The following is a 14,525-nucleotide window of genomic DNA, read 5'->3' on the forward strand; positions in this document are numbered from 1 at the left end:
CGGGCGTTACGGTCTCACGCGCTTGTAGAGCATGAAGCCTGCACCAGCAGCGAGGCCAATTGGCCACGCGCCGAGCAGTAGCCCGCCTGCTACAGCTCCGACGCCTGCGCCGATCAGCACTGGCTTTGTCGAAGGATGCTGCATCCCTTCGCGGCCCATTGCTTTCGCCTCTTCGACAGCATCCTTCAGGATATAGCGGTCGATATCGTCATCTGACTTTCGCGGATCATTCGCCATGATTACATTCCTGGATAAACGGGGAAGCCTGCGCACAGCTCGCCGACTTCGCGGCGAATGCGCTCTTCCACCTCAGCATCGCCATCATCGCCATTGCGACTCAGGCCTTCTACAACCTGCACGATCATAGCACCGATCTTGCGAAATTCTTCAGGCCCGAATCCGCGCGTGGTGCCCGCGGGCGTGCCGAGGCGAATGCCTGACGTCACGAAGGGGCTGCGCGTGTCAAACGGAATGCCGTTCTTGTTGCAGGTGAGGTAGGCGCGATCGAGGCCTTTCTCCGCCGCCTTGCCGGTGACATCCATCGGGGTAAGATCGACGAGCATGGAGTGATTGTCGGTTCCGCCCGATACGATGCGCAGGCCGTTGTCCTCGATGCTCGCAGCAAGTGCGCGGGCATTCTCGACCACGGCATGCGCGTAATCCTTGAAATCGGGGCGAAGCGCTTCGCGGAATGCAACAGCCTTGGCCGCGACGATATGCATCAGCGGGCCGCCCTGCATGCCGGGGAAAACCGCCATGTTGATCGGCTTGGTATACTTCTCGTCATTCCACAGGATAATGCCTGAACGTGGGCCGCGCAGGCTCTTATGCGTGGTGGAAGTCACCACATCGGCATGCGGGAAAGGCGAGGGATGCGCGCCGCCTGCGACAAGGCCGGAAATGTGGCTCATATCGACCATCAGGTACGCACCGACTTCATCGGCAACCTTGCGGAACGCTTCCCAGTCCCAGATGCGCGAATAGGCGGTGCCGCCCGCGATGATCAGCTTGGGCTTGTGCTCCTTCGCGATCGCCATGACTTCGTCCATGTCGATCTCTTCGCTGTCCTTGCGAACACCGTAGGCGACGGGATTGAACCACTTGCCCGACATGTTGACGGGAGAGCCGTGCGTCAGGTGACCGCCCGAATTTAGGTCCAGACCCATGAAAGTATCGCCCGGCTGCAGCAGAGCGAGGAACACGGCCTGGTTCATCTGGCTGCCCGAATTCGGCTGCACATTGGCGAAATTGCAATCGAACAATTCGCATGCCCGCTCAATCGCAAGGTTTTCAACCACATCGGCATAGTCGCAGCCGCCGTAGTATCGCTTGCCCGGATAGCCTTCGGCATATTTGTTGGTGAAGACGCTGCCTGCCGCTTCGAGCACGGCTTTCGAGGCGATATTCTCGCTCGCAATCAGCTCGATCTTGTCGCGCTGGCGCGCGAGTTCCTTGTCGATCGCCGCAGCGATATCGGGATCGGCAGCCGCCAGATCGTCATTCCAGAAGCGATCCATATTGGGCGCGGTGATTTCCTGGGTAGCCATGATGTCAGCCTTTATGAATTGGCGAGCTTGTCCACGCGGCGCTGATGGCGGCCGCCGGCGAACTCGGTTTCGAGAAATGCGGTGACGCAGGCTTTCGCCATTTCAACACCCGTCAGGCGCGCGCCCATGGCGATGCAATTCGCATCATTGTGCTCGCGCGAAAGGGCTGCCGAAAGCGGCTCTGACACGAGCGCACAGCGCACTGCCGGATTGCGATTGACCGCCATGGAAATGCCGATCCCGCTGCCGCAGAGCGCGATACCGCGTTCTGCCGTGCCGTCCGCGACGACGTCCGCCAGCTTGAAGCCGCAATCCGGATAGTCGACGCTTTCGCCCGGATCCGTTCCAAGATCGGCCACTTCGTGACCCTGTTCGATAAGCCAGTCGCGCAATTCGGCTTTCAGCTCGGTTGCGGCATGGTCTGAGGCGATGGCGATACGCATGCGAAGGGCATAGGGAAGGCAAGCGATTCTCTCCACCCTTTTGGCGTTGATTTTGCACCGCCAAAGGTCGGTGGTGCATCGATCGCCGCCGCGAAAGCGCGTTTATCGGTGGCGTCAGGCTTCCCGCCACTCGCCCGGAGCAAGGCCGTCGAGCGAGTGTTCGCCAATGCTCCAGCGCACAAGCCTTAGGGTCGGGTGACCGACAGCTGCGGTCATCCGGCGCACCTGCCGGTTTTTGCCTTCGCGGATTGTGAGGCGCAGCCAGCTATCGGCCACATTCTTGCGGAACCGCACCGGAGGGTCGCGCGGCCAAAGCTGCGGGTCGGCGATGCGCTCGGCGCGGGCAGGGCGGGTGCGGCCCTCTTTTAGCTCCACGCCATCGCAAAGCTTGCGGATCGCGACGTTGTCGGGCTCGCCCTCCACCTGCACGAGGTAGGTCTTCTCCAGCTTGAACTTCGGATCGGCAATCCGCGCCTGCAACCGCCCGTCATCCGTGAGAAGCAGCAGCCCCTCGCTATCGCGGTCGAGCCTGCCTGCGGGGTAGACACCCGGCACATCGATAAAGTCGGAGAGTGTCGCACGCGCGGTCGGGCTGCCACGGTCGGTGAACTGCGACAGCACGTTCATCGGTTTGTTGAAAAGGATCAGGCGGGACATGGCATTTTGGCCCGCACTCCCTAATCCGTCTCGCTAGCTGCAACCAAGCCCTGGATCAGATCCGGCATGCGTTCCAGCATAAGGGCCATAGTCTCATTAATGTAGGCCTGATTGGCTGTCGCGAACGCGGGATCGGAGATTACATCGTTCGTCTTCAGCATGAAACTGGCACCGCTATCGGTCTGCACGAATGCGAGGATGTCGCGCAATTCCTCCTCGCTGAAAATACTTGCATAAGATACGGCCCATGCCTGCATTAGCGAGGGAATATGGCGGCGAAGGATTTCGCGCTGTTCGCTTGTAACAGAATCCTGCCACTCGCGTATCACTGCGCGAGCCCCGGCGGGTGCATCCCCGACCTGTTGCATAACTGAAGCCATGACCTGCTGCTCCATTTGTTCGCTGACAGCCATGAACATCGGCTCGCGGACATCCTCAGGATAGGCGGTGCCGAGGATCTGATGCGCGAGCTGCATCTCTATCGTTTCGCTGGCGGCAGAGGGAGCTTCTTGCGACTGCGCAGCCGAAGGCAGGGCCACGGCGAACGCCGCGGCGGCGAGAGCGGAAACGATTTTCATGGTGATCCCCTTGGAAATCAACTGCCGATGTCTATTGATCCAGGAAAGACCGCATCTTCCGTGACCGGCTCGGATGCTTGAGCTTGCGCAGTGCCTTCGCTTCGATCTGGCGGATACGTTCGCGCGTCACCGAGAACTGCTGTCCGACTTCTTCTAGCGTGTGATCGGTGTTCATGCCGATGCCGAAGCGCATGCGCAGCACGCGCTCTTCACGCGGGGTGAGCGATGCGAGGACGCGGGTGACGGTTTCCTTGAGGTTTGCCTGAATCGCCGCATCCACGGGGATAATGGCGTTCTTGTCCTCGATGAAATCGCCGAGGTGTGAATCTTCCTCGTCGCCGATCGGCGTTTCGAGCGAAATCGGCTCCTTGGCGATTTTCATCACCTTGCGCACTTTTTCGAGCGGCATGGACAGGCGTTCTGCCATTTCTTCCGGCGTTGGTTCGCGGCCCTGCTCGTGCAGGAACTGGCGGCTCGTTCGTACTAGCTTGTTGATCGTCTCGATCATGTGGACCGGGATACGGATCGTGCGCGCCTGGTCGGCAATCGAGCGGGTGATCGCCTGCCGGATCCACCACGTGGCATAAGTGCTGAATTTGTAGCCGCGGCGGTATTCGAACTTATCGACCGCCTTCATCAGGCCGATATTGCCTTCCTGGATCAAGTCGAGGAATTGCAGGCCGCGATTGGTGTATTTCTTGGCGATCGAGATCACGAGGCGCAGGTTCGCCTCGACCATTTCCTTCTTGGCAATACGTGCCTCACGCTCGCCCTTTTGCACCATGTTCACGATGCGGCGGAATTCGGTGAGGCTCATGCCGGTCTGGCTGGCGATATCGGCGATCTCGGCACGAATGCGCTCGACTGCGTCGGCCTCTTTCTCGGCGAAAGCGGCCCACTTTTTGTCCTTCTTCGCCTTTTCCTTCATCCAGCCTTCGTCAAGCTCATTGCCGACATAGGACTGCAGGAAGTCGATGCGCTTCACCTTGTGGCGTTCTGCGAGGCGCAGCATCTGGCCACCGAGCGCGGTAAGGCGGCGGTTGAAGGCGTAAAGATTGTCGACGAGATATTCGATCTTGGTCGCATGGAACTGCACGCTTTCGACTTCGGCGGTCAGCTCTTCGCGCAGGCTTTCATACTTGTTTTCCTTGGCCTTCGGGAAAGCTTCTCCAGCGCCGAGCACGTCGACGCGTTCGGCCTGCAGCTTTTCGAACTTCTTGAACAGGCTGGTGATGCGGGCAAAGCGTTCGATGGCGTCCGGCTTCAGCGCCGCTTCCATCTGAGCGAGGGACATGGTGTTGTCCTCGTCCTCGTCATCATCCTTCTTGGACGAGCCTTCGCCGTCCTCATCATCACCATCTTCATCTTCGCTGTCATCATCGTCATCGTCGCGGATGGTGGGACCGGCGGTTTCTTCCGAAATCTCGCCATCGTCGTCGTCTTCGGCGCCTTCCTCCATCTTGTCGACGGGAGGCTCCTTGGACAGCATGGCATCGAGATCGAGGATCTCGCGCAGCTGCATTTCTTCATTGTTGAGCGCTTCGGACCACATGATGATGGCGTGGAAGGTGATCGGGCTTTCGCACAGACCCATGATCATGGTGTCACGGCCAGCCTCGATACGCTTGGCAATGGCGATTTCGCCTTCGCGGCTGAGAAGTTCCACTTGTCCCATTTCGCGCAGATACATGCGCACAGGATCATCGGTGCGGCCTTCGCTCGCAGTCGATTTCTTCTTTTCAGGGACGTTCTTCTTGGCGGCGGCATCGGTTGATTCCGAACCGGTCGGAGCGATCTCCTCCGGACCATCGTCATCATCCTCGGCATCTTCCGCGCTTTCGACGATCTGCACACCCATATCGGACAGGGCCGTCTGGATGTCCTCGATCTGGTCGGCGCTCATCTGGTCGCTGGGTAGCGCTTCATTCAGCTCATCATAGGTGATGTAGCCCTTGCGCTTTGCCTTCGCGATCATCTTCTTGAGCGAAGACTCGTTCAAATCGATCAGCGGAGCGTCTTCGGTCTGCTTTTTCTTTTTCGCGGTGGAAGCCATATTCAGATCGTCAATCCGTTTCCTGTTCGCCTGCGGTGGAAACACTTTCACCCGGCGATAAATTTGCCTCTGCCTGCGCGGCAGCACGTTTCCTTGCCATGTGCCCCAGACGCGTTTCGATTTCCAGCTTTCGTTTGCGAAGCCGTTGCTGCTCCGCAAATGCCCCTTCGGGGTCTGTGTCGAACCGTTTGGTGGCTGCAGCAATAGCCGCATCGATTGCCGGTTTCTCAACCAGCAGCGAAACGGCTTCAGCCAGTTCCTCCCTCGCGACGCCTGGATCGGAACCTTCGCTGAGGAAGGAGAAACGGGCTTTATCCGGCGGCGGCGGCAGGACCTTTGAAGGTGATATGGGCAATTCGCGCCCAGCTTCAAGCGCTTGTGCGTTATCGAGAAGGAAATCCACAGTTTCGGCCAGACGCTTATCGCTCTTGCTGAGACTTAAAAGAGCGTCGGCGTGGCGATGGATCTCGCGCGGGTAGCGCAGGAAACCGTGCAGAACCGCTTGCGTCAGCTGGTCGCGAAAGGCGCCGCCGGCCGCGCGGCGCAACTGTCCGACAACTTCGGGAGATGCGCGCTCTATCTGCGGTCTGCCAAAGGCTGCGCCGCGCTGGAAGCCGCCGCGCTTGAACTCCTTGGGCGGGAAAGCGAAAGCGCCGTAGCGATCAAGCAGCTCTCGGCGATAGAGCGATTTGATGTCGGGATGCTCGATCGTATCAACGTGATCCATCAAACGCGCTTTGAGCCCCGCCTTGTCCTCCGGCGAATTGAGCGGCTGTGCGTCTTTCTCATGCTCCCAGATCAGATCGAGCAGCGATTTCGTATTGCCGAGCAATTGCTCCATCGCCTCTGCGCCCTGCTGCTTGATCAGATCGTCGGGATCGAGTCCGGCGGGCAATTGCACGATCTGCAGGGAGTAGCCGGGGCGAAGCAGGGGCAGGGTGCGGCTTGCAGCGCGCATCGCGGCACGTTTGCCCGCAGCATCGCCATCGAAGCACAGCACTGGCTTATCCGCCATGCGCCAGAGCAATTCGACCTGATGCTCGGTGAGGGCGGTGCCCATGGGCGCGACGGCATCTTCGAAGCCTGCCTGCGCGAGAGCAACCACGTCCATATAGCCCTCGACCGCAATCACGCGTTCGCTTTTGCGGCTAGCAGGCCCTGCACGGTGAAGATTGTAGAGATTGCGTCCCTTGTCGAAGAGCGGCGTGTCCGGGCTGTTTAGGTATTTCGCGACACCATCGCGGTCTTCGAGGATGCGTCCGCCAAAGGCGATGACGCGCGCGCGGGCATCCTGAATGGGGAGCATCACCCGGCCACGAAAGCGGGAATAGGGGATCTTGTCCTCGACCTCGATCAGCAGGCCCGCCTCGACCAGCATTGTCTCGTCAAACTGGCTGAGTGCTTTTTTGAGCGAGGTCTTGTCATCGGGTGCATAGCCGAAGCCGAAGTGCTCGATCATGCGCTGGGACAGGCCGCGCCGCTCCAGATATTGCCGCGCGCCAACACCTTCGTCGGATGCCAGCCGCGCGACAAACCAGTTCTGCGCTGCCTCCATGACGTCATGAAGGCTCGCCCGCTTCTCCGCGCGTTCGGCGGCGCGGGGATCGGGGGCGGGGACATCCATCCCCGCCTCTGCCGCTAGCTCCTTCACCGCATCTATGAATTGCAGGCCGCGCTGCTCGATCATCCAGTCGATGGCGCTGCCATGTGCCTGGCAGCCGAAGCAGTGGTAGAAGCCCTTTTGGTCGTTCACGTAAAAGCTGGGCGTCGCCTCATTGTGGAATGGGCAACACGCTTTCCACTCACGCCCCGCGCGCTGCAATTTAACATCGCGCTGGATGAGCGTGGAGAGGGTAATCCTGCTCTTGAGTTCATCCAGCCATTGCGGGGAAAGCGCCATGGCCCATCCTTGGGCGCATGGCGCGATTCCTTCAACCCACGGCGCAGGCGTTTGTCACGGTTTCATCCGCTGCCGGATAGGGGCCGGGGCCCTGTGCGGCGGTGTAATTGGCGAAGACTTCATACGCCTCGGACGGGCCGGCCGGGGGCAGGGTGCTTTGCCAGAAGAAGGTGATTGGCTCTGCCTGTTCCCACTGATCGCCGCCATCGCCTTCCTCTACGGTCCAGGCGATGCCGCCTTCATGACAGGAGACGACGATCGTGCCGATTTCGCCAAGAGCGGCCTGCGCCTCGGCAATGGAGTAACCCGCCACGCCGGTGAAGCCGTGGCTGGGCATGGTCATGCGGAAGGCTTCCATTGTCTCGACATCGCTGCTGTCATTGCCATCGCCGCTGCCTGTGGTGGGATCATTGTCCTCGCCCGGATAGACGATGTGGACATAGGTGAAAATCGTGCCTTCGGGCGCGGTGGCCGGATCGCACGGGTCCATGCCGAGCGGGCAGGCGACGTAGGAGGTGATATCTGCAAAGGCGGCCTCTGCATTCACCATGCGCGATTTCACTTCGGGGCCTTGGGGACCGACGATCTTCGCGCCAAGCTCCAGATCGGCGAAGTCCGTCACATCGCGCGACTGGGCGGCGACTTCCACATCCTCGTCTTCTGCGGCGAGTTCGGTCGTCTCATCGAGTTCAGGCTCATCACCGCAGGCGGCGAGGGCGAGTGTCAGGGCAGAGACGGCGGCAGGCAGAGCAAAACGGCGTTTCATTTGCATTTCCTCATGATCATCGCGCCTTTCGGGCGCTGGTATTGATCACGAAAACCCGCGGCTATGATCGCCGGTTCCCCTTAACCATCACTTTGATGGTTAATCCGCCAGTAGCTTTTCGGAAGCGCGAGCTTAGCTAAGCGATTCCTTCACCCAGCCGCTGGCTCGGCCCATGTCGAGCTCGGTGCCGTGGCGCTTTTTCAACTCGCCCATCACGCGGCCCATGTCCTTCATGCCCTCGGCGCCCAGCTCGGCCTTGATCTCTTCGATCTTGGCCTTGGTTTCCGCCTCGCTCATCTGCTGGGGCAGGAATTCCTCGATCACGGCGAGTTCCTGCTTTTCCTGCGCGGCGAGTTCGGTGCGGCCGCCGTCTTCATACATCTGGATGCTTTCGCGGCGCTGCTTGGCCATTTTCTGCAGCACGTCGATCACCATCGCATCGTCATCCGGCACATCCTTGCCGCGCATTTCGATATCGCGATCTTTGATCTTGGCCGAGATGAGGCGCAGCGCGGCGGTGCGTTCCTTGTCCTTGGCCTTCATGGCGGTGACGGTTTCGGTCTTGATCGTGTCGCGCAGCATCGTTTCGTTTCCCAATGCGAATCTGTGGATGTTTCGCGCTCCATGTAGGCTGCCTGCCAAATAAGCCAAGTGTTGCGCTTGACGGGAGGGGCACGGGCGCTTAGCCGCTGGGACTTAGCACACATTGCCGGTCCAACTGATTCACGGGAGCCACCATGGCCTTTCTCGCCTCTTCGCCTGCGCCTAAGGGAGCAACGGGTGTTCTGGTCCTTGCTGACGGCACGATTGTCTGGGGCAGGGGCTTCGGCGCGACCGGCTCTGCCGTGGGTGAAGTCTGCTTCAACACCGCGATGACGGGCTATCAGGAAGTGATGACCGATCCTTCCTATGCCGCGCAGATCGTGACCTTCACTTTCCCGCATATCGGCAATGTCGGTACGAATGACGAAGATATCGAAAGCGTCGTCGAAAGCGCGGTCGGCTGCATCGTGCGCGAGGATGTGACGGTGCAGAGCAATTTCCGCTCCGAAGCCGAATTCGTCGAATGGATGGCGAAGCTGAGCAAGATTGGCCTCGCAGGAGTCGATACCCGCGCGCTCACCCGCCGCATCCGCAATACAGGCGCGCCCAATGCGGTGATCGCGCATGATCCGAATGGCAATTTCGATCTCGACGCTTTGCTCCAGCGCGCGCAGGAATGGCCGGGTCTGGAAGGCATGGACCTTTCCGTGCGCGTTAGCCGCGAGAAGCAGGAGAATTGGGAAGGCGGTTACTGGACGCTGGGCAAGGGCTATGGCCGCGCCCCGCGTAAGGAGAAACCGCATGTTGTCGCGATCGACTATGGCTCGAAAGACAACATCTTCCGAAACCTTGTGAAGGCGGGCGCGCGGGTGACCGTTGTCCCGGCGAAAACCTCTCTCGAAGACATCATGGGGCTCGATCCCGATGGTGTGTTCCTCTCCAACGGCCCCGGCGATCCGGCGGCGACTGGGGAATATGCCGTTCCGGTGATCAAGGCGCTGCTGGACAAGGATGTGCCGCTGTTCGGCATCTGTCTTGGCCACCAGATGCTCGCGCTGGCGGTTGGCGCGAAGACCGCCAAGATGCACCAGGGCCACCGCGGCGCGAACCATCCGGTCCAGCGTGTGGGCGAGGGCTGGGGCGACAGCACCGGCCTCGTCGAGATTACCAGCATGAACCACGGCTTTGCAGTGGATGCGGATACCTTGCCCGAGGGCGTGGAGCAGACGCATGTGTCGCTGTTCGATGGCTCGAATTGCGGGATTTCGATTAGCGGCAAGAAGGCTTTCGGCGTGCAGTATCATCCCGAAGCGAGCCCCGGCCCCCATGACAGCTTCTACTTGTTCGAGAAGTTTGTGGGGATGTTGAGGTGATGTCCCTCTCAAGCTTTTTGCAAAATTCGTCACGCCGGACGACCTTTCTTTCAGAAGGGATAAAGCTTTGCGCGATAATTACGGTGGTCTGCGCGGCGCCTCTGCCATTTGTTGAGCTTTGGATCGCTATTTGGCTGCTGGTAATCTTGTCAGCGGTCGCATTGGGCACCTTTGGTGTATGGGCGTACAATGCTGTAAAAAACCAGCACCTGTTTCCTTCGGAAGAGCATCGCGAACAGATGGCTGCGGTGAGCTTGCTCGGTCGCAATCGCGATGATCAGCCCCCGTTACTTACTCCAGTCGAACTAACCGACTTGGGACAAAACCCGGAATCACCGACATCGTCGCAGGAGAGCGATGATGCATAAATACAATTATCTTCTGAATTATAATCCCAACCCAACTGCCTTTACGTTAAGCCAATTGCACGTTTTCATCACTCAGAATCGCAACATTTTCGAGTGGTACGTGCCATCGGCTGGGACATATCTATTCAAAAGTCCTCTCTCACTTGCAGCCTTAAATGACCAGTTTCATCAATTCTTCTCGAAAGATCCATATATGCTGACCTGGCTTGCGCCGGGACACACAGCTGGAAGTCTACCTCCTGCGATTTGGGATTGGTTGAATGGGACTGGAAACCCTTTGCTTCCGGATAGCTAATGCGCAAACTCACCAACACCTCGGTCTTCACTCTCACCTCAGCACTCGCCCTTACGGCGTGCAGCGAGAGCAGCCCGTCGCCCGAGCCCACAAGCTCGTCGACTGCCTCCTCCGAGGAATCCACCTTCTTCGCGGAAGAACCGGTGAATGTGGTTGAGGAATGCCTGCAGGGCTTCTCCGAAGGGCGAGAGGTCTGGGGAGACAACCCTGTTCGCTCCGAATTCTCCTACGATCTCGGCGGGCTGTCCGATGAACAGGTCGATGCGGTAATTGCCGATCTGCGCCAGCGGGACGGCAGCACCCAGTTGATTTTCAACGAGGGCAGCAGCGCGCCCGCCGCATCCGAAGAATTCCTTGCTTCCGAGCAGCGCTGGGACGCGGAATTCTTCCAGGCTGGTGCCATTCGCATCCTCCGCATGCGCAGCGCGGAAGCCCTGCCATTCGATGATGCCCTGCGTGCCGGCTGCGAGGGTGCTCCCGAAGGCGCGACCATCCGCCAGGTCACTTTCAGCCAGAGCGCAATCGAACAAACCGACGACGAAGACGACAACTCCACCGAGGGTGAGACCGAAGAATAATGCCCAAACGTACAGACATCTCCTCGATCCTCGTCATCGGCGCTGGCCCGATCATCATCGGCCAGGCGTGCGAGTTCGATTATTCGGGCACGCAGGCGATCAAGGCGCTGAAAGAAGACGGGTATCGCGTGATCCTCGTCAATTCCAACCCCGCCACGATCATGACTGATCCGGACATGGCCGATGCGACCTATATCGAGCCGATCACGCCCGAAATCGTCGCCAAGATCATCGCCAAGGAACGTCCCGATGCGCTGTTGCCCACCATGGGCGGGCAGACGGCGCTCAATTGCGCGCTGAAGCTGGAAGAGCATGGCGTGCTGGAGAAATACGGCGTCGAGATGATCGGGGCCAAGGCCGATGCCATCGACAAGGCCGAAAACCGCCAGCGTTTCCGCGCCGCGATGGATAAGATCGGCCTGGAGAGTGCGCGTAGCGGCGTGGCGCACACCATGGACGAGGCTTACGAGATTCTCGAGCGCACCGGTCTCCCTTCGATCATCCGCCCCAGCTTCACCATGGGCGGCACCGGCGGCGGCATCGCCTACAACAAGGGCGAGTTCGAGCGTATCGTGCGCAGCGGGCTTGACGCCAGCCCCACCACCGAGGTGCTGATCGAAGAAAGCCTGCTCGGCTGGAAGGAGTATGAGATGGAGGTCGTCCGCGACAAGGCGGACAATGCAATCATCATCTGCTCGATCGAGAATGTCGATCCGATGGGCGTCCACACGGGCGATTCCATCACCGTCGCGCCGGCGCTGACGCTGACCGACAAGGAATACCAGATCATGCGTACCGCCAGCATCAACGTGCTGCGGGAAATCGGTGTGGAAACAGGGGGTTCGAACGTACAGTTCGCAGTCAATCCGAAGGATGGCCGCCTGATCGTGATCGAGATGAACCCGCGCGTGTCGCGTTCATCCGCTCTCGCATCCAAGGCTACCGGCTTCCCCATCGCGCGCGTCGCGGCGAAGCTGGCTGTTGGCTATACACTGGACGAAATTACTAACGAGATTACCGGCGCAACGCCTGCCAGTTTCGAGCCGACGATCGACTATGTCGTCACCAAGATCCCGCGTTTTGCGTTCGAGAAGTTCAAGGGCACCGACAATCTCCTCACCACCGCGATGAAATCGGTGGGCGAGGTGATGGCGATTGGCCGCAACTTCAAAGAGAGCATGCAAAAGGCTCTGCGTGGCCTCGAAACCGATCTCGATGGCTTCAACCGCGTTCCCCGCCTCGAAGGCGTGAGCCGCGAAGTCGTAACCGCTGCGCTCTCGCAGCCGACGCCCGACCGCATTCTCAATATCGGCCAGGCCTTCCGCGAAGGCTTCACCGTCGATGAAGTTCACGCGATTACCCATTATGACAAGTGGTTCCTGCGCCATATTGAAGAGATCATCTACGAAGAGGCGATGATCGGGCAGAACGGCCTGCCGAACACGGCGGACGAGCTGCGGCGCCTGAAAGCCATGGGTTTCTCCGACAAGCGCCTTGCGACCCTTGCGGTGCGCTCCGTCGGCGTTGCTGGCGGCATGGGTGAGACGCAGGCGAAACGCTCCGGCCTGCTCCATGATGCTCTGCGCGCGATGGCCGGTGCCACGAGCGAGGACGAAGTGCGCAAGCTGCGCCAGAAGCTCGGCGTCTTGCCGGTCTACAAGCGCATCGACAGCTGCGCGGCGGAGTTCGAAGCGATCACGCCTTACATGTACTCGACCTATGAAGCTCCCAGCTTCGGCGAACCGGAGAACGAGGCCGATCCCTCCGACCGGGAAAAGATCGTCATTCTTGGCGGCGGTCCGAACCGGATCGGGCAGGGCATCGAGTTCGATTATTGCTGCGTCCACGCCTGCTTCGCGCTGGCGGATGCTGGCTTTGAAACGATCATGGTCAACTGCAATCCGGAAACGGTTTCAACCGACTATGACACCTCGGACCGCCTCTATTTCGAGCCGCTAACCGCAGAAGATGTGCTCGAAATCCTGCGGGTCGAGCATTCCAAAGGCACGCTCAAAGGCGTGATCGTGCAGTTCGGTGGCCAGACGCCGCTCAAGCTGGCGGGTGCGTTGGAGGAAGCGGGCATCCCTATCCTCGGCACCAGCCCCGATGCGATCGACCTCGCCGAAGATCGCGAGCGGTTTGCCAAGCTCGTCAACAAGCTGAAACTGAAGCAGCCCGAAAACGGCATCGCCTATAGCCGGGATGAGGCAGCAGCACGGGCCGATTATATCGGTTACCCCGTGCTCCTGCGTCCATCCTACGTCCTCGGTGGGCGGGCGATGGAGATCGTCGACAGCGAGGCGCAGCTCGACAATTACATCGCCACGGCGGTGGAGGTGTCGGGAGACAGTCCTGTGCTCGTCGACCAGTATCTTCGCGACGCCATCGAATGCGATGTCGACGTGCTATGCGATGGTGAGCAAGTCGTCGTCGCTGGCGTCATGCAGCATATCGAAGAAGCGGGTGTCCACTCAGGCGACAGCGCCTGCTCGCTGCCGCCCTACAGTCTGCCCGATGATATCGTTGCCGAACTTGAACGGCAGGCCGAGGCGCTCGCTATTGCGCTGAAAGTGCGCGGCCTGATGAACGTGCAGTTCGCGGTGAAAGATGGCGAGGTCTACCTGATCGAGGTGAACCCGCGCGCCAGCCGCACCGTGCCTTTCGTCGCCAAGGCCACCGGTTCGCAAATCGCCAAGATCGCCGCGCGTGTCATGGCGGGGGAGAAGCTGGAAGACCTGCCCAAGATCAAGCGCGAGCTTGACTATGTGGCAGTGAAGGAAGCCGTTTTTCCGTTCAATCGCTTTCCCGGATCGGACCCGGTGCTGACACCGGAAATGAAATCGACCGGCGAAGTGATGGGCATCGATAAGGATTTCGCGACCGCCTACACAAAGGCTCAGATCGCCGAAGGATCGAATTTGCCGGAAAGCGGCACGCTGTTCGTCTCGGTCAAGAACAGCGACAAGGCGCATATCGTGGAGCCTGTCAGGCAGTTGATCGACAAGGGCTTCCGCGTCGTCGCCACCGGGGGCACGCAGAGCTATCTTGTCGAGCAGGGACTGTCGGTCGAACGCGTTAACAAAGTGGCCGAAGGGCGCCCGCATATCGTCGACAAGATTTCCGACGGTGAAATCGCGCTTGTCTTCAACACCACGGAGGGTTGGCAGAGCCACAAGGACAGCCAATCCATCCGCGCGTCGGCCCTGGAAATGAAGGTTCCTTACTACACCACGGCGGCGGCTTCGGCTGCGGCGGCGAATGCGATCGTGTCGGTAAACGCGGCTGATCTTGCAGTTCGCAGCCTGCAGGACTATTATGGCGCCGAATAGAGATAGATTTTCCCATCATAACCGGCTGCATCCAACCGCCTGACGGGCGGGGCAGGGTCGTTTTGACGGGTGACACAGACAAGACAGGATTTTGA

At 59.8% G+C, this 14,525-nt stretch carries 13 protein-coding genes; 4 read left to right on the forward strand and 9 right to left on the reverse strand.

What is annotated here, in order from left to right:
- Positions 1-6: 6 nt before the first annotated feature.
- The 9 genes from I5L03_RS08115 to I5L03_RS08155 form a co-directional block, all read right to left on the reverse strand.
- Positions 7-237 carry a hypothetical protein gene (locus tag I5L03_RS08115; RefSeq protein WP_197921236.1) on the reverse strand — a complete coding sequence of 77 codons (231 nt, stop codon included), beginning with the start codon at positions 235-237 and terminating at the stop codon, positions 7-9.
- A 2-nt stretch (positions 238-239) separates the two neighbouring features.
- On the reverse strand, positions 240-1,547 hold the full coding sequence (gene glyA, locus I5L03_RS08120; RefSeq protein WP_197921237.1) for a serine hydroxymethyltransferase: 1,308 nt from the start codon (positions 1,545-1,547) through the stop codon (positions 240-242).
- Positions 1,548-1,558: 11 nt separating this feature from the next.
- A complete protein-coding gene (gene rpiB, locus I5L03_RS08125) occupies positions 1,559-1,990 on the reverse strand; it encodes a ribose 5-phosphate isomerase B (protein WP_197921238.1) in 432 nt (143 codons plus the stop codon).
- Positions 1,991-2,104: 114 nt separating this feature from the next.
- Complete coding sequence (locus tag I5L03_RS08130; protein ID WP_197921239.1) at positions 2,105-2,647, reverse strand: pseudouridine synthase; 543 nt, start codon at positions 2,645-2,647, stop codon at positions 2,105-2,107.
- Between the two features lie 20 nt (positions 2,648-2,667).
- Entirely contained in the window at positions 2,668-3,225 is a 558-nt protein-coding gene (locus I5L03_RS08135) for a DUF2059 domain-containing protein (RefSeq protein WP_197921240.1), read from the reverse strand.
- Positions 3,226-3,256: 31 nt separating this feature from the next.
- Positions 3,257-5,278 (reverse strand): RNA polymerase sigma factor RpoD, encoded by a 2,022-nt coding sequence (gene rpoD / locus I5L03_RS08140; protein WP_197921241.1) that lies wholly within the window; start codon positions 5,276-5,278, stop codon positions 3,257-3,259.
- Between the two features lie 10 nt (positions 5,279-5,288).
- The gene (gene dnaG, locus I5L03_RS08145; protein WP_197921242.1) at positions 5,289-7,178 is read right to left on the reverse strand and encodes a DNA primase; all 1,890 of its coding nucleotides are present in this window, start codon (positions 7,176-7,178) and stop codon (positions 5,289-5,291) included.
- 31 nt (positions 7,179-7,209) lie between these two features.
- Complete coding sequence (locus I5L03_RS08150; protein ID WP_197921243.1) at positions 7,210-7,944, reverse strand: hypothetical protein; 735 nt, start codon at positions 7,942-7,944, stop codon at positions 7,210-7,212.
- Positions 7,945-8,076: 132 nt separating this feature from the next.
- Positions 8,077-8,526, reverse strand: a complete 450-nt coding sequence (locus I5L03_RS08155; protein WP_197921244.1) for a GatB/YqeY domain-containing protein — start codon at positions 8,524-8,526, stop codon at positions 8,077-8,079.
- Positions 8,527-8,681: 155 nt separating this feature from the next.
- Between I5L03_RS08155 and carA the strand changes: the two genes are divergently transcribed.
- The 4 genes from carA (at position 8,682) to carB (ending at position 14,430) form a co-directional block, all read left to right on the forward strand.
- Positions 8,682-9,860, forward strand: coding sequence for a glutamine-hydrolyzing carbamoyl-phosphate synthase small subunit (carA, locus tag I5L03_RS08160; protein ID WP_197921245.1), 1,179 nt, complete (start codon positions 8,682-8,684; stop codon positions 9,858-9,860).
- Positions 9,860-10,228: a hypothetical protein gene (locus I5L03_RS08165; protein ID WP_197921246.1), complete on the forward strand. Its 369-nt coding sequence runs from the start codon at positions 9,860-9,862 to the stop codon at positions 10,226-10,228. Before carA ends, I5L03_RS08165 begins: the two co-directional genes overlap by 1 nt.
- 294 nt (positions 10,229-10,522) lie before the next feature.
- The gene (locus I5L03_RS08170) at positions 10,523-11,101 is read left to right on the forward strand and encodes a hypothetical protein (protein ID WP_197921247.1); all 579 of its coding nucleotides are present in this window, start codon (positions 10,523-10,525) and stop codon (positions 11,099-11,101) included.
- On the forward strand, positions 11,101-14,430 hold the full coding sequence (gene carB / locus I5L03_RS08175) for a carbamoyl-phosphate synthase large subunit (RefSeq protein ID WP_197921248.1): 3,330 nt from the start codon (positions 11,101-11,103) through the stop codon (positions 14,428-14,430). Before I5L03_RS08170 ends, carB begins: the two co-directional genes overlap by 1 nt.
- Positions 14,431-14,525 lie beyond the last annotated feature (95 nt).

Source organism: Aurantiacibacter sediminis (assembly GCF_016019885.1).
Classification (GTDB): Bacteria; Pseudomonadota; Alphaproteobacteria; order Sphingomonadales; family Sphingomonadaceae; genus Alteraurantiacibacter; species Alteraurantiacibacter sediminis.

What these genes read in the sequence shown, in the direction of transcription:
- carA (WP_197921245.1), top strand. Translation starts at nt 8,682, where the DNA reads ATGGCCTTTCTCGCCTCTTCGCCTGCGCCTAAGGGAGCAACGGGTGTT.
- I5L03_RS08165 (WP_197921246.1), top strand. Translation starts at nt 9,860, where the DNA reads ATGTCCCTCTCAAGCTTTTTGCAAAATTCGTCACGCCGGACGACCTTT.
- dnaG (WP_197921242.1), bottom strand. Translation starts at nt 7,178, where the DNA reads ATGGCGCTTTCCCCGCAATGGCTGGATGAACTCAAGAGCAGGATTACC.
- I5L03_RS08130 (WP_197921239.1), bottom strand. Translation starts at nt 2,647, where the DNA reads ATGTCCCGCCTGATCCTTTTCAACAAACCGATGAACGTGCTGTCGCAG.
- rpoD (WP_197921241.1), bottom strand. Translation starts at nt 5,278, where the DNA reads ATGGCTTCCACCGCGAAAAAGAAAAAGCAGACCGAAGACGCTCCGCTG.
- I5L03_RS08115 (WP_197921236.1), bottom strand. Translation starts at nt 237, where the DNA reads ATGGCGAATGATCCGCGAAAGTCAGATGACGATATCGACCGCTATATC.
- I5L03_RS08150 (WP_197921243.1), bottom strand. Translation starts at nt 7,944, where the DNA reads ATGAAACGCCGTTTTGCTCTGCCTGCCGCCGTCTCTGCCCTGACACTC.
- glyA (WP_197921237.1), bottom strand. Translation starts at nt 1,547, where the DNA reads ATGGCTACCCAGGAAATCACCGCGCCCAATATGGATCGCTTCTGGAAT.
- rpiB (WP_197921238.1), bottom strand. Translation starts at nt 1,990, where the DNA reads ATGCGTATCGCCATCGCCTCAGACCATGCCGCAACCGAGCTGAAAGCC.
- I5L03_RS08170 (WP_197921247.1), top strand. Translation starts at nt 10,523, where the DNA reads ATGCGCAAACTCACCAACACCTCGGTCTTCACTCTCACCTCAGCACTC.
- carB (WP_197921248.1), top strand. Translation starts at nt 11,101, where the DNA reads ATGCCCAAACGTACAGACATCTCCTCGATCCTCGTCATCGGCGCTGGC.
- I5L03_RS08155 (WP_197921244.1), bottom strand. Translation starts at nt 8,526, where the DNA reads ATGCTGCGCGACACGATCAAGACCGAAACCGTCACCGCCATGAAGGCC.
- I5L03_RS08135 (WP_197921240.1), bottom strand. Translation starts at nt 3,225, where the DNA reads ATGAAAATCGTTTCCGCTCTCGCCGCCGCGGCGTTCGCCGTGGCCCTG.